The 15,814-nt window shown below is 40.8% G+C and carries 17 protein-coding genes; 4 read left to right on the forward strand and 13 right to left on the reverse strand.

Annotated elements, in window-relative coordinates:
* Positions 1-274: 274 nt before the first annotated feature.
* Complete coding sequence (locus Q4575_RS17265) at positions 275-766, forward strand: helix-turn-helix domain-containing protein (RefSeq protein ID WP_215964011.1); 492 nt, start codon at positions 275-277, stop codon at positions 764-766.
* Positions 767-1,012: 246 nt separating this feature from the next.
* On the opposite strand, the gene Q4575_RS17270 is transcribed toward Q4575_RS17265, so the two are convergent.
* The 9 genes from Q4575_RS17270 to Q4575_RS17310 all read right to left on the reverse strand — a co-directional run bounded on the left by Q4575_RS17270 (position 1,013) and on the right by Q4575_RS17310 (position 7,630).
* A complete protein-coding gene (locus Q4575_RS17270) occupies positions 1,013-1,753 on the reverse strand; it encodes a FecR family protein (RefSeq protein ID WP_215964010.1) in 741 nt (246 codons plus the stop codon).
* Positions 1,754-1,809: 56 nt separating this feature from the next.
* A complete protein-coding gene (locus tag Q4575_RS17275; RefSeq protein WP_215964009.1) occupies positions 1,810-2,388 on the reverse strand; it encodes an LPP20 family lipoprotein in 579 nt (192 codons plus the stop codon).
* Entirely contained in the window at positions 2,385-3,467 is a 1,083-nt protein-coding gene (locus tag Q4575_RS17280; protein ID WP_215964008.1) for a hypothetical protein, read from the reverse strand. Before Q4575_RS17280 ends, Q4575_RS17275 begins: the two co-directional genes overlap by 4 nt.
* Before the next feature lie 81 nt (positions 3,468-3,548).
* Positions 3,549-4,718, reverse strand: a complete 1,170-nt coding sequence (locus Q4575_RS17285; RefSeq protein WP_215964007.1) for a glutathionylspermidine synthase family protein — start codon at positions 4,716-4,718, stop codon at positions 3,549-3,551.
* Positions 4,718-5,347: a DUF1190 domain-containing protein gene (locus tag Q4575_RS17290; protein WP_215964006.1), complete on the reverse strand. Its 630-nt coding sequence runs from the start codon at positions 5,345-5,347 to the stop codon at positions 4,718-4,720. Before Q4575_RS17290 ends, Q4575_RS17285 begins: the two co-directional genes overlap by 1 nt.
* A 10-nt stretch (positions 5,348-5,357) precedes the next feature.
* Positions 5,358-5,771, reverse strand: coding sequence for a DUF350 domain-containing protein (locus Q4575_RS17295; protein ID WP_215964005.1), 414 nt, complete (start codon positions 5,769-5,771; stop codon positions 5,358-5,360).
* 29 nt (positions 5,772-5,800) lie between these two features.
* Entirely contained in the window at positions 5,801-6,448 is a 648-nt protein-coding gene (locus Q4575_RS17300) for a YjfK family protein (protein ID WP_215964004.1), read from the reverse strand.
* An 88-nt stretch (positions 6,449-6,536) separates the two neighbouring features.
* Positions 6,537-7,229, reverse strand: a complete 693-nt coding sequence (locus Q4575_RS17305; RefSeq protein WP_215964003.1) for a PspA/IM30 family protein — start codon at positions 7,227-7,229, stop codon at positions 6,537-6,539.
* Entirely contained in the window at positions 7,226-7,630 is a 405-nt protein-coding gene (locus Q4575_RS17310; protein ID WP_215964002.1) for a DUF2170 family protein, read from the reverse strand. Before Q4575_RS17310 ends, Q4575_RS17305 begins: the two co-directional genes overlap by 4 nt.
* Before the next feature lie 188 nt (positions 7,631-7,818).
* Between Q4575_RS17310 and Q4575_RS17315 the strand changes: the two genes are divergently transcribed.
* Both Q4575_RS17315 and Q4575_RS17320 read left to right on the forward strand, forming a co-directional pair.
* Positions 7,819-8,091 carry a DUF6471 domain-containing protein gene (locus tag Q4575_RS17315; RefSeq protein ID WP_215964001.1) on the forward strand — a complete coding sequence of 91 codons (273 nt, stop codon included), beginning with the start codon at positions 7,819-7,821 and terminating at the stop codon, positions 8,089-8,091.
* Between the two features lie 3 nt (positions 8,092-8,094).
* Complete coding sequence (locus Q4575_RS17320) at positions 8,095-8,682, forward strand: rhomboid family intramembrane serine protease (RefSeq protein ID WP_303523661.1); 588 nt, start codon at positions 8,095-8,097, stop codon at positions 8,680-8,682.
* Here Q4575_RS17320 and Q4575_RS17325 read toward each other — a convergent pair whose 3' ends face one another.
* From Q4575_RS17325 to hutC, 4 genes are all read right to left on the reverse strand, one after another.
* Complete coding sequence (locus Q4575_RS17325) at positions 8,683-10,029, reverse strand: MATE family efflux transporter (protein WP_215963999.1); 1,347 nt, start codon at positions 10,027-10,029, stop codon at positions 8,683-8,685.
* A gap of 253 nt (positions 10,030-10,282) precedes the next feature.
* Positions 10,283-11,800 carry a histidine ammonia-lyase gene (gene hutH / locus Q4575_RS17330; protein WP_215963998.1) on the reverse strand — a complete coding sequence of 506 codons (1,518 nt, stop codon included), beginning with the start codon at positions 11,798-11,800 and terminating at the stop codon, positions 10,283-10,285.
* Between the two features lie 83 nt (positions 11,801-11,883).
* Positions 11,884-13,557 carry a urocanate hydratase gene (gene hutU / locus Q4575_RS17335; protein ID WP_303523662.1) on the reverse strand — a complete coding sequence of 558 codons (1,674 nt, stop codon included), beginning with the start codon at positions 13,555-13,557 and terminating at the stop codon, positions 11,884-11,886.
* Positions 13,558-13,660: 103 nt separating this feature from the next.
* On the reverse strand, positions 13,661-14,368 hold the full coding sequence (gene hutC, locus Q4575_RS17340; protein WP_215963996.1) for a histidine utilization repressor: 708 nt from the start codon (positions 14,366-14,368) through the stop codon (positions 13,661-13,663).
* Between the two features lie 124 nt (positions 14,369-14,492).
* Between hutC and hutI the strand changes: the two genes are divergently transcribed.
* Positions 14,493-15,734 (forward strand): imidazolonepropionase, encoded by a 1,242-nt coding sequence (gene hutI / locus Q4575_RS17345; RefSeq protein ID WP_215963995.1) that lies wholly within the window; start codon positions 14,493-14,495, stop codon positions 15,732-15,734.
* Positions 15,735-15,814 lie beyond the last annotated feature (80 nt).

Consider the following 15,814-nt stretch of genomic DNA (forward strand, 5'->3'; position numbering starts at 1 on the left):
TTGAGCTTTCTCCTTTTGGTTTGGTCGCCTTGAAGTTTAGCTAAAAGCTAAACTTCGGGGAGAAGGTTCAATAAGTAACAAGAACTTCAAACGGAAAAAATACAGTTGCCTGTTTTCACTTCGTTCAACATTTTAGCCAACTATATTTTTCCGCTTAAGTAAGCGTATGTAGCTAAAGCGGGCACAGTCGTACTTTTGTCATACGTTTGTCGTTACCGACAGGTTAATCTTCAGCTATGATTAGGCAATAATATAGATCTAATGGACAATGGTTATGTATGTGAAGTCTTTAAGACAAAAGAATAATTGGTCTCAGGAGCAGCTTGCCCAACTAAGTGGTTTAAATATTAGAACAATTCAACGTGCCGAAAAAGGCGAAAGTGTTGGTGTTGAAACATTGAAAGCTTTAGCATCGGTATTTAATGTCGATATAAATGAATTAAAAAGTAAAAACCATTGCGAAAATAGATCCCATGAAATACCAGTTGAATTTGAGCGAGAAAAGTTAGAAAAAGCAGCTAAGGCTGAAGTGCAATCAAAAAAAGAATTTTATCTTCTGTCATTCTTTTTGTTAGGAGTTTTTATTCTTTTTTTCGTACCAAATTATAACGGTGGGGAAAACTTAGGGGCATTAATTTCTTGCGCCATATCTTTCGCTTTAATCATCGGAGCGCATGGTTATATAGTATTCAAACCTTTTGGTGAAAAATGGGAAAAGAAAAAAATTAAGCAAGCCATGGATAATTACGAAAAAGAAGATTCGTAATAATTTGTTACCGCTACATAACACATATGAACCTTCTCCCGTCAAATAGACAATAGGATCTTTTTTAGCTGCTGTTAGGCAGCTAATTTGTATCTTCAATCAGCAAAACAATCTTCTTCGCTATGTCATACTGGCCGTTAAAATTGTTTACGGAAACACATATAGAGGCTCTTTTATTGTGCTCTCATCACTGCCTAACTCCGTAGACAATTAAATGCTAATTCGGGAAATAAGAGGGGTAGGCTACTAATGTAATAAGCCATCTTCTGGGGTTGTTTTAGCATCATTTTCTAAGCTAGATTCTATATCATTTTGCACTGGGTCTGATTCAAACTCGGCATCTAATTCATCAAACAATAATTGGATTTTATCTGGCGTAGGGACTTCCAATAATCCTTTATTTCCTAAGCTTAGAGAGGTGCCTGAGGTAATCGTAATCGATTTTTTGAAGTCGCTAAACTCTTTCATGTACTGTTTTTTAAACGCTTCATATTCAGATTTGTAGTCGTCAAACTCTTCAGCGAGTGATTTAACTTCAACTTCGCCTTCTTCTAAATGCAAAAATGCTTCATCACCACGAGTTTCAACCAAAAAGCGTGTGCCTTTAACACCTATAACGGCTGTTTTTGTGATGACATTTAGTGATCGCGTTGCTTCGCGTTTATTGATCGAAAATAAAATTTTACCTTCGTTTACAACGATATTTTGATCATCTTGGAATTCTAAAGTGGAGCTTTCTGTGACTAATATCTTGGAATTATCTGTTAGAGTCACGCGTGCTTTTGAATTAGCATAAGTTCGAACAAATTGGTTTAGTTCTATGTCTTGAGGCGTTTTTTTGATTCTTTTACCACGTGGAGAACCTTCATTGTGAATGGTCACTTTCCCGTCAATATCTACAACGTTACCCAATACTTGTGGAGGTTGAGCATAAACGATAGTGGCAAATAAAGCTGTAAAGGCGATTAAGCCAAAGAGTGTTTTCACAATATATTCCAGTCAAAAGTATTAAGGGGTCGTGGACCCCTTAATAGTGATGCATTTTATTGCATTTTTTCAAGTTCAGCTTCAAGTTCTTCTTGCGCTTTTTGCGCTTTAAACTCTTGATAAAGAACCTGCTCTTGGTTTACAGAAATATTACGCTCACTGGCTTTAAGGATATTATCAAACAACTCTTTAGTTGATGAAGAACCCATTGCAGTTAATACGCATAATTGGTTTTTGCCATCAAAGTTAGCGTAAGCTGTTTTGATTACACGTGACCCTGTTAATGATTGGTTTGTGATCTGTTTTGACACTGACGTGAATGTTTGACCCACTTGAGCTTGGTCACCTACATTAATACGTTCTTGATAGGTTTTATCCATCGCACGTACACGTGTATTAATCTGTTGCGCTAACTCTGCACGAGCTAATGCTGTTGCTTGAGCTTTGTCTGTTGACATATGACCTGATGATGCAACACAAACTGATGATGCGATACCATCTTCAAGAACTGGGTTTAAAACCCACTCAGGAATGTTTTTGTTTAATTCTGCCATGTTGTCTGCAGGTGTGCTGCCACATGCTGCTAAAAGTGCAGAGAGAGTTAGCGCCGTCGCCAATTTAACTGTGTGTTTCATAATGTACCCTTATTTTCTAATAACCAAATATATATTTCAGGTTGAACTTTCTCGTTAAGTTCCATCTTCATATCAGCTACATAAGCCGAAATGAGCGATTCCGTTGTCTGATGTGTTTTACGTATCAGAGAGTAAAAACCACTATTCGAAATTGACATTTCTACGTCGTTTTCAACATTGATATTCTTTGCTTTTGCAAGGGCAAACAGTCCGCGGCGAGCAGCTAAGTTTAGCAAATCGCTCATTCTACCAGTTGACGTTATTCCTTTCGCATGGCCAATGGCCCCGGTAACTCCACCTATGTTAGGTGTATTTAACCAGTCATGTCCTCGATAAACTTTACCATAGGTAAAAGATATCTCACTGATCAATGTGCTTTTATAATGGCACATTTTTCCAACTTTAACAGGGTTTACCTGATGATCAAGTTCATCTATTTTAAAAGTTTGTTGCAGGTTAGATGTCTTAACATACGTACTGTCAATATTGAGTAAAAATGTTTCGCCTTTTACATGGGCAAGATTGACTGTACGGGCAAGTTGTTGTGCATTATCGATCATATGTTTAAGTGGATCGTTAGGATGTACAGCCGGAGCTGAGATCCCTAGCAAAGTAATGTCATTACTTTGACCACTGCACAACCAATTTGGTTCACAACTTTCTAAATTACATTCATCGACATTACAATTTCGAGCCGGTTTAACCGTGAGTTTTTGATCTGACACTAGGGCGTAGATATTGCCCTTGTCGGTAAATACGTCGTTGAAATAGAGCATGTCTTTACCAGTGTAATACTCGTCTAAATCGGTTAAAACTTGTTTTGTAGTTATTTTTGATAAGCCATTGGCCAGTTGCCAATTGTTTATTGCGTTCAATTTTGCAAAATGTTCTGGTGCTTTAGCGGAGGCACTGAAGCTTCTTGCGACACCATAAACACTATGACCAGGCGTAGAGGAAAGGTCGGTTAACCAACAAGGAATATTTTTTAGGGGATGGTCTGAAGCGAAACATTGATTAACAAAAATCAATGAAGAAATGAAAGTAAAAAGAAAAAAATACTTTGTTTTAACTTTAACCAACTGAGATGTCCTTTTCCGCAACCGTTTATATCTAACTAGATAGCTACATGCTTATTTTTTATTCTAGGCCAAATTACTTAATTAGCCTAGAATTATATGGGGTAAAAAGCGGCTCATATCTTGAGTGACCGGGCTTTTATCTTCACGGATGGAAATCCCAGCGGCGGTATCGTCTACCAACCAGCTTCCAATTAATGTGTAATTATCTGAAAACTTAGGTAAAAAATGAGTTGCTTGGTAGATAAAGCCTTCGTCTCCGTAGGGACCGTCAGATTCTGTTTTTTCTTTTCCACCGTTTATAATAGAGATATTTGCACCTTCTCGAGAAAATAGCGGCTTTTTAACTAAACTTGAAAAATTTGCAGCTTTGTTAAGCTCATCTTCAAAAAAAGATGGCAAAAGATTCGGGTGATCTGGAAACATTTTCCAAAGAGCTGGCATCAAGGCTTTATTTGAAAGTACGGCTTTCCAAGGCGGTTCAATCCATCGAATGTTGTTTGTGCCAAGAAACTGACCATACTCTTCGGCCATCATAAACTCCCAAGGATACAGCTTAAACATCCAGGTAATAACTTGGTTGTCTAGGTCAGTGAAGTTGCCATTTTTATCAACCCCGATGTCTTCAACATAGACAAATTTACAGTTAACTCCTGCGGCATTTGCACAGTCTTCTAAATATTGAACTGTTCCGCGGTCTTCTTCGGTGTCTTTACAACAGGCAAAATGTAAGGTGCGGTTTGGGGTTAATACTTGCAGGTCAAAAAATCGATTTACCAATTTTTCTTGAAGGCTATTGAATTGATCGGCGCCACGATTTAACTTGCCTCCGTCGACATTATCTTGCAACCACAGCCATTGCCAGAATCCAGTTTCGTAAATACTGGTTGGTGTATCGGCGTTGTTTTCATAAAGTTTTGCAGGATTTTTTCCATCATAAGCAAAGTCGAGGCGCGAGTATAAACTAGGGTCGCCATTTAACCAGGAGTCACGAATAAACTCCCATTGATTCGGTGGCAGTTTAAACTTAGTTAACCATTCTTCGTCGTGAACAACCTGATTAACAACTTCGAGGCACATTTGATGAATTTCTTCGGTCGGTTGCTCTAAATCATTTTCGATTTGGTTCAACGAAAATTGGTAAAAAGCAGATTCGTCCCAGTAAGTTTCACCGTGCATTGTGTGAAATTTAAACCCGAATTCAGCCGCTTTTTTTTGCCATTCTTTTCTTTGTTTAATATCCTGCCGAAGCATTAACCGCCCCAACCTTTAGAGCTTGATGATTTACCACCGCCCCAACTTGATTTGGCAGAAGCAACCGAGCCAAAACCACCACGTGAAACCGTCTTTGTGATTTTGGGTTTAGGTGATGTTGCTGATTTACTTACCTTAAACTTATTTTTACCGTACTTACCAATTGACGTACCGTCGGAAAGCATAAGTGTGTCGTGATAACGAGAATAAGGGCGGTTGTAACGATAGACTGGATTATACGAACCACCGTAGTAGTTTCTACTGCGGTCGAATAACAATTGATTAACGATGAAACCCGCCATAAATGGCATGAAAAACGAACCTGAACGGTCAGTTAAACATTGTTGTGGACCAAACTCAGATTCACATGAGGCCATCGATTTGTATTTTGGCCCTGTTTTTTCAGCTTCTTCAAGGGCTTTTTCATAAGCCACTTCGCACTGTGCTAACGTAAAGTCGGTATTGCTAACACAATCATCGACAGATTTAACAAATGTCACTTCTTGCGAATTTCCACCACCACATGCAGATAACATCGCAGCGGCCACGGCCAAAGTAATTGGCTTAACTAGATAGCTCGGTTTAATTTTGCGCATAGCGCTGAGATCGATAATTTTCGTCCGTTTCATATCGGTCTCCTTAGTAGCTCATGCAAGCCGCATTTAATACGCCTATTGCAACGTTAACTACGCCTAGCATGATGCCAGCACTCACTTCGTTGTCTTCTATGCGTTGTACAATTTTAGGCATAAATCCAAAGCGGATAATGGCAAAGGCCAAACATTGCGCAACTAATGCAATTAAGGCCCAAGTGGCGTAGTCGACAATTGAAATTGAGTTGGTTGCAGCGCCCGCGAGTGCAAGAGAAAAACCTAGAATAGCACCACCAAATCCAATTGCTGCAGCCGTACTCTTTTGTTCTTTAATTAGACGCCATTCGTCGTGAGGTGTCACTAACGTATATGCAAACTTGAAGATAAGTAAAAATGCAATCGATACGCTAAAGTAGAGTGCGAAATTAATCACGCCGCTAAGTAAGTCTTGATGTTCCATGTTGGTTCCTTGTTTAAACTGTTGTTTTTCTAACCGTGAATTTGTATTTGTGTCGCAGAAAGTGTTATCCCGGTGCTCATCACTAGGCAACGACTTAAATAACCGCCAGGTTCTAATTTTTCTTCAGCTGACAAAAATAATGATTCTGTATTATTACTCGAAATTGGTCGCTCGAACAACATCGTAAACTGATCTGTTTCACTCGACTCGCCATTTTCGTCAAATGTATTTTCACACATATGAACTGGATTATGATAAGTACCAGCGGACGTCCAGACTCGCTCAAACGTATGGTCGAGTAATTGATAGCTTGGTTGACCAATTTTGTTTTTCAACAAATCGTCCCATAATTCTTGGGTTGGGATGTCTTGCGTATCGTAAAAGTGGAATAATTTAACATCAATAATGTTGTGTTCTTCTTTACCACCTTCGGCGATGACTTGGAGAAATGCGTCGTCGTCGGTATAAAATCGAAAAACAAAAGTACCGTCCATATCGACCAAACCAGCAGCTTGGATAATGTGAGTTGGTGCGCAGCCATCTGTAATCAGTTCGCTTTCTGATAGTCGTAACAACAGTGGGTCGATGTCAAAACTGCCGCCAATGCGCAGGCCCATTATTTCCGGCGTTGCTACTTTGGCTTTTTCTTTTGACTTGCCAAATAATTTGCTAAACATAATGTTCTCTCTTGATTAGACAACTATTCTTATAACACAAAAAAAGCAGCATAGAGTGATCTAGGCTGCTTTTTAAGTTTAATCGCAATTACGCTTTTTTCTTGGCTAACAATTCAGCCAATTTGTCACTACCGCTTTTGTCACCACCTGGGCTTATGCCGGCTTGTTTTAAACGGTTTTCTAAATCGCCACCTGACTCTTCTTCAGCTAACTCTTCAGCGGCTTCAAGTTCGGCACTGCGCTGAGCTTGTTTGTCTTTTATACGTTCTAAACTATCCAAAGCTGTTTTTACTTTGCTGTTGGCGCCCATGTGTCTGCTAGATACAGCAACTTGTGCCTTTTGCACAGATTCTGTCGCTTTCACTTGGTCGATTTGTTGTTCCATACGACGAACATTATGTTTAGCTTTGCTTATATTAGCTTTTAACGTTTTTTCAGATGACGTAAAGCCAGCCAAAATTTGTTGTTCAGTAGTTAACGAGTTTTCTAAATCAGCTACTCGTTCTGCACATTCAATCGCTAATGCTTCATCGCCTTTTTCGCTCGCTGCTATTGCGTGATCAGTGTAAGTCGCAACGTCATTTTGTAACGCTTTAACTTTCGATTCTGCCATTTTACGTTTGGCCATAATCTTTGTTAGGTTTTCGTCACAAGCACGAAGTTCTGATTTTGCATCACGTAATTCTTGATCCAAAATGCGAATTGATTGGCTATCAGCAACGGCTTCGATACCTTCGTTTGCTGCACCACGTAATGCGTTCCATAATTTTTTTAAGCTCATGCTGCGTGCTCCTGTGTCAGGTATTGGTTATATAAATCTAAAAACTCGCCTGTATTGGCAAATAGTGTTTCAATTTCTTCTATTACTACAGAGTCTTTACTGTCGACGGACAATGCGCCGAATGCGACGTAGTAATCTTCGTTGCCTATTTTGTTAATGCATATAGCGGTTAACGGCAGTAAGTGATGTGAACGCAGAATAAGCGCATCTAAAGCGGCTACATCTGATACATCGCTGGCCGGAAACAAAGCTGTTTCAACAATAATTTGTTGATTTCCGACATAGACAAAAGCATCAATGCCTTCGTCATTTGCAATTGTTAGGCAATCGCCTTCTGCTTCAACAACCCAGTTGGACTGTTCTTGGGCGAGATCTTTTAAAGTTGTGTTACTCCAGCTCATGTTAGCTTCCTTAATATGTTTGTGTAACATAGGTCACGAATATAACACTATGTTTTGTTATGTCAATAAAGAAACACAAAAATTGCGAATTGATTCTTTTTTGTGTTATAAATTATGTTCTGAAACGTGATCAGTCTATACCATCAATATTAAGACTGGATCACACTATTTCAATAGAAGGTTGTGAGATGGATCAAACTCAAAGTGTGAATAATCGAAAAGCAATGACGCCCTATAAGCAAGCCATTGCCAGATATATACGTTCAGCTATGATGCTAAAAGGATTAAAATACAATGATTTAGCAGAGAAATTGGAAGTCGTTGGCACTGTAATGACGCCTGAAAATCTGCGCAGTAAAGTGAGTAAAGGAATGTTTTCTGCCGATTTATTTGTTGCCATTGTACAAGTATTAGATGTAGAAGATGTGGCATTAGCTGAAATCATTAAGCAATTGGACTAATCGATGACAAAAAAAATCATCCCTAAAGATATCTTTATTCTTTTAGCAATTATGTGGGCTGTTTTTGTTATTGATGTTTTATTGGTGGGTATAAGTCTAAATCAGTTTGGTATTCGTCCTCGGCGCCTAGATGGTTTATTCGGCATGATATTTTCACCGTTCCTGCATGGTGGTATCGGTCATATTGTTTCAAATAGTATTGCGCTGCTGGGTACAGGCATATTGGTGAGAATGGCAGTTGGCAGTAAACGTGCTCGATTAGTTATGTTATTTAGCGTTATTGGATCTGGCATCGGGACTTGGTTATTTGCTCAGGCGGGTGTTGTAGTTGGCGCATCAGGTCTAGTTTATGGTTTATTAGGATTTTTGTTTGGATACGCTTTTTTTCATCCAAGCATTAAAAGCTGGGCCATTGCGATTGTCTCGTTGTTTCTATTTGGTGGTGCGGTTTTATCGATACTGAGCTTTAACCCATATATATCTTGGGCTGCGCATTTCTGGGGATTTGTCAGTGGGGTTGGTACCGCATATTTAATTAAACGATACTTTTCCCCAACTGAGCCGGAAACAGGTACAAAGTTAAACGATTGATTAATGTGTTAGGTTGCGGATCCAGCGTTTACTGCGCATCCGCCAACCAAACATTACACCTTTAGCTAATTCTTCTGAATAAGAAATTAAAACAACCCATTTGAAGTCAAGGTGCCAATAAAATGCGGCAAGCCATGTAAGTGGCAAACTGATCAGCCACATACAGGTTGTATCCGTTATTAAACAATATCTATTATCCCCACCTGCACGAAGGACTCCCATCGCAAGGGTTAAATTAATCACCTTCAACCACGCAAAACCGGCAATGATGAAAAATATTTGATGAGACATTGCTAACGTAACGGGCGACACGCCTTCATAGGGAGACAATATTAAATCCCGAAAAGCCATGACAATCAATCCAATAACTATGGCTACAAGCGGTGATAGAAAGGTAAATGTTTTGGCAACTTCCCAGGCTTGTTGATTTCGTTCCGCCCCTAAATGTTGGCCAATGGTAATTGAACATGCCGCAGCAATACCAAAAAAGAGTGATAAAAACATGCCTTCTAATGGCAGTAACATACTGATTACGGCGAGTTCATTTGTTCCAAGTCGACCGAAGATTAACTGATAACAAAATGAACCTAATGCCCACACGCCAAAACTAAACATCATAGGCACAATAAGAATAATCAATTTACGCCATTCTTTTAAATCATTGGCTTGGTAAAAATCAGTTAATCGAACGGCCAAGAAGTGGTCCATTTTGACTAACATAACGACCATAACAACCGCTTGTACACCTCTTGATATCGTTGTTGCCAAGGCCGCACCTGCAACTCCCATAGCTGGGACGCCAAAACCACCGTTAATTAACCACAGGTTTAAAACAATATTAAGAATTATTGCGACAACACTAAACAGTAATGGCAATTTTACCTGGTTAACACTTCGCAAAGCATTTTCAAGGATCTGAATAACCGCAACAAAAATGAGGCTTGGTGCGGCTAACCATAGGTACGTCGTGCCTAGCTCAATGACTTCAGAATCGGTAGAACCAAAGCCTATAATGTCACTGGCAAAAAAGTAATTAGCAATAATTATAGGCAGTAGGGCAACGACAGAGATTGAAAATCCAATAACAATGGTTCGTCTTATTTTATGGGTTTGTTGCGCACCGTAGTACTGCGCAGATAAAATCCCGACCCCCCAACTGAGGCCAAAAATTATTACCATAACAACAAATAAAACGCGATTGCCGAGGCCTACGGCACCAATGGCAGCATCGCCTATATGACTGACCATGATAACGTCGATCATGCCAAGTAAAGTCACTAATGTGTTTTGTAATGAGATTGGCCAACCTAGTTTGATGGCATCAATCATTTGGCGTTTTCTAGACATAATGTCCTTGAAGTATCCTTGTTTTTAGTGCGGGGAAGCATCATTGGAAAAATAAGCGTAGATATTACTCCATTTGTCATTTTTTGGTTTATGTTTTTGAAGAAACTAGGGACTGATTTTACGTATTTTTGAATTGCACAGTACTGTTTCAGCCTAAAGTTCCAGTTGGGAAGTGGATCTAAGTATTAAAATAGAAAAGGCACAACCATAGTTGTGCCTTTTTACGGATGATAATGGTTTTATGAATACCAGTTTAATGCAATAAATCTGCGAGGGCGCGTGCTTGCAATAACTGTTTTGCTTTTTCCATATCCGGTGCGAAATAACGATCTTCGTCGTAAAATGGCACAACAGCTCGTAATCGAGACTTGCCTATTTCCACTAATTTTGAGGATTTTAGTGGGGTTCTAAAATCAAGGCCTTGGCATGCCGCTAACCATTCTACAGCTAAGATCGTGAAGGTATTTTCAGCCATGTCAGATAAACGTCTGGCTGCAAAAGTTGCCATTGATACATGATCTTCTTGATTAGCACTGGTTGGCAAAGAATCTACAGAGGCCGGGTGGGCAAATGTTTTATTCTCAGAAGCCAGTGCCGCCGCAGTAACTTGAGCAATCATAAAGCCTGAATTTAGCCCGCCGTTTTCAACTAAAAATGGGGGTAATTTGCTGAGGTTTGAATCTATCAACATCGCCATTCGACGCTCTGATAATGCCCCAATTTCGCTAATCGCTAGTGCCATATTGTCGGCGGCCATAGCGATAGGTTCAGCATGAAAATTACCACCTGAGATAATATCGGTACTTTCATCAGAGATAAAAATGAGCGGGTTGTCAGTTACCCCGTTTGCTTCTATCGTTAATACCTCAGCGCTATTTCTTATCTGTTGTAAACACGCACCTAGCACCTGCGGTTGGCAACGAAGTGAATAAGGGTCTTGGACTTTTTCGCAATTGACATGAGAGTTGCCGACCTCTGAGCCGTCCCCAAGGACATCTCTAAATGCCGCGGCAATATCGATTTGTCCTTGTTGTCCACGGGCTAAGTGAATTCGTTCGTCAAATGGTGAGCGCGAACCCATCGCCGCTTCTACTGTAGTTGCGCCAATCATAATTGACGATGCAAGTAAGTCTTGAGCAAAAAAGTAACCTTGAAGTGCCAATGCCGTAGACGTTTGCGTGCCGTTCAATAGCGCTAACCCCTCTTTTGGAGCAAGTTCGATTGGCTCTAGGCCAGCGTATTTCATGCCTTCTAAACCTGTGTGGATTTTACCGTTTATGGTCACTTCCCCTTCGCCCAATAGGGGCAGTACAAGGTGCGCTAGCGGCGCCAAATCACCTGATGCGCCAACAGAGCCTTTTTCAGGAACACATGGGTATACTTCATGGTTAAGTAAGGTTATGAGGGCTTGAATGACTTGTAAACGAATCCCGGAATAGCCACGTGCAAGTGAATTAATCTTAAGGGCCATCATGAGTCTGACAACACGATCCGACAAATACTTGCCAGTACCGGCTGCATGAGACAAGACGATTTTCCGCTGTAAAACCGCTAACTCTTCTTTTGAAATTCGGGTATTTGCCAGCAAACCAAAACCGGTATTAATGCCGTAAACAACACGGTCTTCGTCAATCACTTGTTGTACTGCTTTTTGCGATTGATTGATGGCGTCAAAACAAGCGGGGTCTAATTCAAGTTGCGTTGGAGAATCAAATATACGGCGCATTTGTTCTAATGTTAACGTACCTGGTGACAATTTTAGTGTGTACATTGGGTAACCTTTTTAAATCTTATGGCTCACATTATTGAGTGAGCGTATTGAATTAATCGAATCGTTCGATAACCTCGCCTGAACTAAAGGTCGATGGACGGCAGATTAAGCCCTTGTTCTTTTGCGCATGTTTTTGCGATGTCATATCCCGCGTCGGCATGTCGCATAACGCCAGTCGCTGGGTCATTCCATAACACGTTGGCGATTCGTTTACCGGCTTCATCTGTACCGTCGGCGACAATTACAACACCAGAATGTTGACTAAAGCCCATACCAACACCACCACCGTGATGAAGAGAAACCCATGTTGCACCGCCTGCTGTATTTAATAAGGCATTTAATAATGGCCAATCAGAAACCGCATCTGAGCCATCTAACATGGCTTCGGTTTCGCGGTTTGGACTGGCAACCGAACCGCTGTCTAAATGGTCACGGCCAATAACTACAGGTGCCGATAATTCACCTGATTTCACCATTTCGTTAAAGGCCAGTGCGATACGCGCACGGTCTTTTAGCCCAATCCAGCAGATGCGAGCAGGCAATCCCTGAAATTGAATTCGTTCACGTGCCATATCTAACCAATTGTGTAAGTGTGGATTATCCGGAATAAGTTCTTTTACTTTAGCGTCTGTTTTGTAGATATCTTCCGGATCACCAGATAACGCCACCCAACGGAATGGCCCTATGCCTTCGCAAAACAGTGGTCGCACGTAAGCCGGTACAAATCCTGGGAAGTCAAACGCGTTGGTGACACCTTCTTCTAATGCCATTTGACGGATGTTGTTACCGTAATCTGTGGTCGCAGCACCGGCAGATTGCAAATCCAACATAGCTTGAACTTGAACTGCCATGGATTGCTTTGCGGCTTTAACGACGGCAGCTTCGTTTTTTAGACGCATTTCTTTAGCGTGTTCCATTGTCCAGCCAATGGGTAAGTAACCATTAAGTGGGTCGTGAGCAGAAGTTTGGTCGGTGACGATATCCGGGGTTATGCCGCGTTTTACTAGCTCAGGGAAAATATCTGCAGCATTACCTAAAAGGCCAACTGAAATGGCTTCGCCGTTTTTGGTTGCCTCATTTATCATGGATAATGCTTGATCTAGCGTTGTCGCTTTTTTATCGACGTATCGGGTGTTAATTCTGAAATCAATGCGTGATTCATCACATTCCACTACCAGCGCTGAAAAGCCCGCCATAGTTGCTGCTAAAGGCTGTGCGCCACCCATGCCACCGAGTCCACCAGTTAATACCCAACGTCCTTTGGCTTCACCATTAAAGTGTTGTTTTGCCATTGCAACAAATGTCTCATAAGTCCCTTGGACTATGCCTTGAGAGCCAATGTAGATCCAGGACCCCGCGGTCATTTGGCCGTACATCATCAAGCCTTTTTTGTCGAGTTCGTTGAAGGTTTCCCAGTTGGCCCAATGCGGCACTATGTTGGAGTTTGCGATTAATACTCTAGGCGCGTTTTCGTGAGTATTAAACACGCCAACTGGTTTACCTGATTGAACCAGTAAAGTTTGATCATTTTCGAGTTGATCTAATACTTCTATAATTTTGTCGTACGACGGCCAATCACGCGCAGCTCGTCCAATACCACCGTATACGACGAGGTTTTGCGGATGTTCAGCAACGTCATTATCTAGGTTGTTCATTAACATGCGTTTGGCTGCTTCTGTTAACCAAGATTTCGCTGTGATAGTTGAGCCGGTAGGGGCTTTGATATTGCGAGTTGGGTCTAATCTTTCATTTTTCATATTTTATTCTCTCTTTTTAGAGGGGTAAAATTGGTTTTATTATTGTTATTTTTACCAAACTATTGTTGTAGAACGTCATGGGTATTTTGCTTTATCAGGGTTTTTAATTGTCGGGAAAGGTCAGTTGTCCACTTAGTCGATAGCTAGAACCCGGATAGATAATTCGTGCGAAGCACACAACGCCTTGTTTGCTTGAAGTGCGTCTAATGAGTTGCAAACAAGGTTCTTCTTTCACTAATTTTAGCCAATCACATACTTGTTGGGTTGAAGATATGGCTTCTATCGTGTGACGTGCTTCGGTTAGCGGTGCAACTTGCGATAGATATTCGTGCGGCGAAATTTCAGTGTAGTCTTGACCTAAATAATCGGGGGCCATTTCAGGGTTCACAAATCGTTCTTCCACTTGCACAGGCTTGCCGTTTTCGTTATGAACGATGACTGAATGGTGTACTTGCGCCCCTATTTTTACATCAAGGGCAATAGCAGTGGCTGCAATTGCATCGATTTCACCCAGTTCAATAACTGTTGCAGAATATTCATGACCTCGCTCTTTTATCTCATCTGCGATATCACGAATTTCAAACATGGAGCCTTGAGACTTTAACGAAGCTACGTAAGTACCTGAACCTTTCGTTCGCACCAAAATGTCTTTTTGGCTTAATTCTTCTAATGCACGGCGTGCTGTCATCCTTGAAACACTGAATTCTTCAGCCAATTTGTTTTCTGATGGTACGGGAGCATTTTCTTGCCATTCGCCAGATTCGATCTTTTCTAAGATGTATTTTTTTATTAGCTCAAATTTTGCTGCCATACTTGATTCAATCCAATTTGTCACATTAGCGATTAAATGAGAAAATGCCACAATAAAGATGTATATACAACTTTTAAATTGTTGTATGGTTGCATTCCAAACGAAAAATTAAGGATCTGTTTAGATGAATTTACAGACTGAAAATCAAGTGGTTGATTTACTGATAAAAAATGTAAATCTGATGACGATGGACGAGAGTGTCTCGGCGTCGTATGGTTTGATCGAGCACGGTTGTATTGCGTTACGTCATGGCAATATCGTTTGGTTAGGCCCAGAGTCAACGGCTCCTGAGTTTGAAGCCGCTGAAATTATTGACGGTAATGGCCACTATTTATCACCAGGGCTAATTGATTGTCATACCCATTTGGTTTTTGCCGGCTCCCGAGCTAAAGAATTTGAGCAGCGGTTGACAGGCGTTAGTTATCAGCAAATTGCGGAGCAGGGCGGCGGGATCTTGTCCACAGTTCGAGCAACGCGAGCGGCACATGAAGAACAACTATTAGTTAGTGCGACAAAGAGAGTTAGACAGCTAATTTCCGAAGGCGTAACTACAGTGGAAATCAAATCAGGTTATGGTCTCGATACTGACAATGAAATCAAAATGTTACGTGTAGCTAGTCAGCTAAAGGCACAATTGCCTGTGTCGGTTTCACGCACGTTTTTAGGAGCCCATGCGTTGCCTCCCGAATTTGCTGGCCGTGCTGATGATTACATTAACTATTTGATTACCGATAGCTTACCTAAAGTCGTGGAACTTGATTTAGCCGATTCGGTCGATGGATTTTGTGAAGGCATTGGGTTTTCACGAGAGCAAATGTCACGGTTATTTGCCGCAGCAGATGAGCTGGGTTTGCCTGTAAAGTTGCACGCTGAACAACTGAGTGATTTAAGTGGCGCTGAGTTAGTGGCTGAATTTGATGGCCTATCGGCGGATCATTTGGAGTATTTGTCTGAGCAAAGCATAAAACAAATGGCACATAAAAACACTGTGGCCGTATTATTACCTGGGGCATTTTATACATTGAGTGAAACTAAGTTACCGCCTATTTTTGCGCTTCGGGAGCACAATGTCCCCATTGCCATCGGCAGTGATTATAATCCAGGTTCGTCGCCGTTATGCTCATTAAAACTCATGTTACATATGGCATGTACCCAATTTAAGTTAACGCCAGAAGAAGCAACAAAAGGGGTTACGTTAAATGCAGCTAAAGCACTGGGACTTACAGATAGAGGCGTGTTGAAAGTAGGTAAAAAAGCGGATTTGTGCTTATGGGAAATTGAACATCCAGCTGAGCTTGCCTATACGTTCGGTGTCAATCCTTTGGTTAAAAGTTGGCAAAATGGCCAGTTAGTAATCAACAATTAGTTTATAAAAAACAATGTATTCATCAAAAAAAATGCCCACTAATTTTTAGTGGGCATTTTATTAGGTGTTTCGTATTAATT

The organism is Psychrosphaera sp. 1_MG-2023 (assembly GCF_030548245.1).
Taxonomy (GTDB): Bacteria; Pseudomonadota; Gammaproteobacteria; order Enterobacterales; family Alteromonadaceae; genus Psychrosphaera; species Psychrosphaera algicola.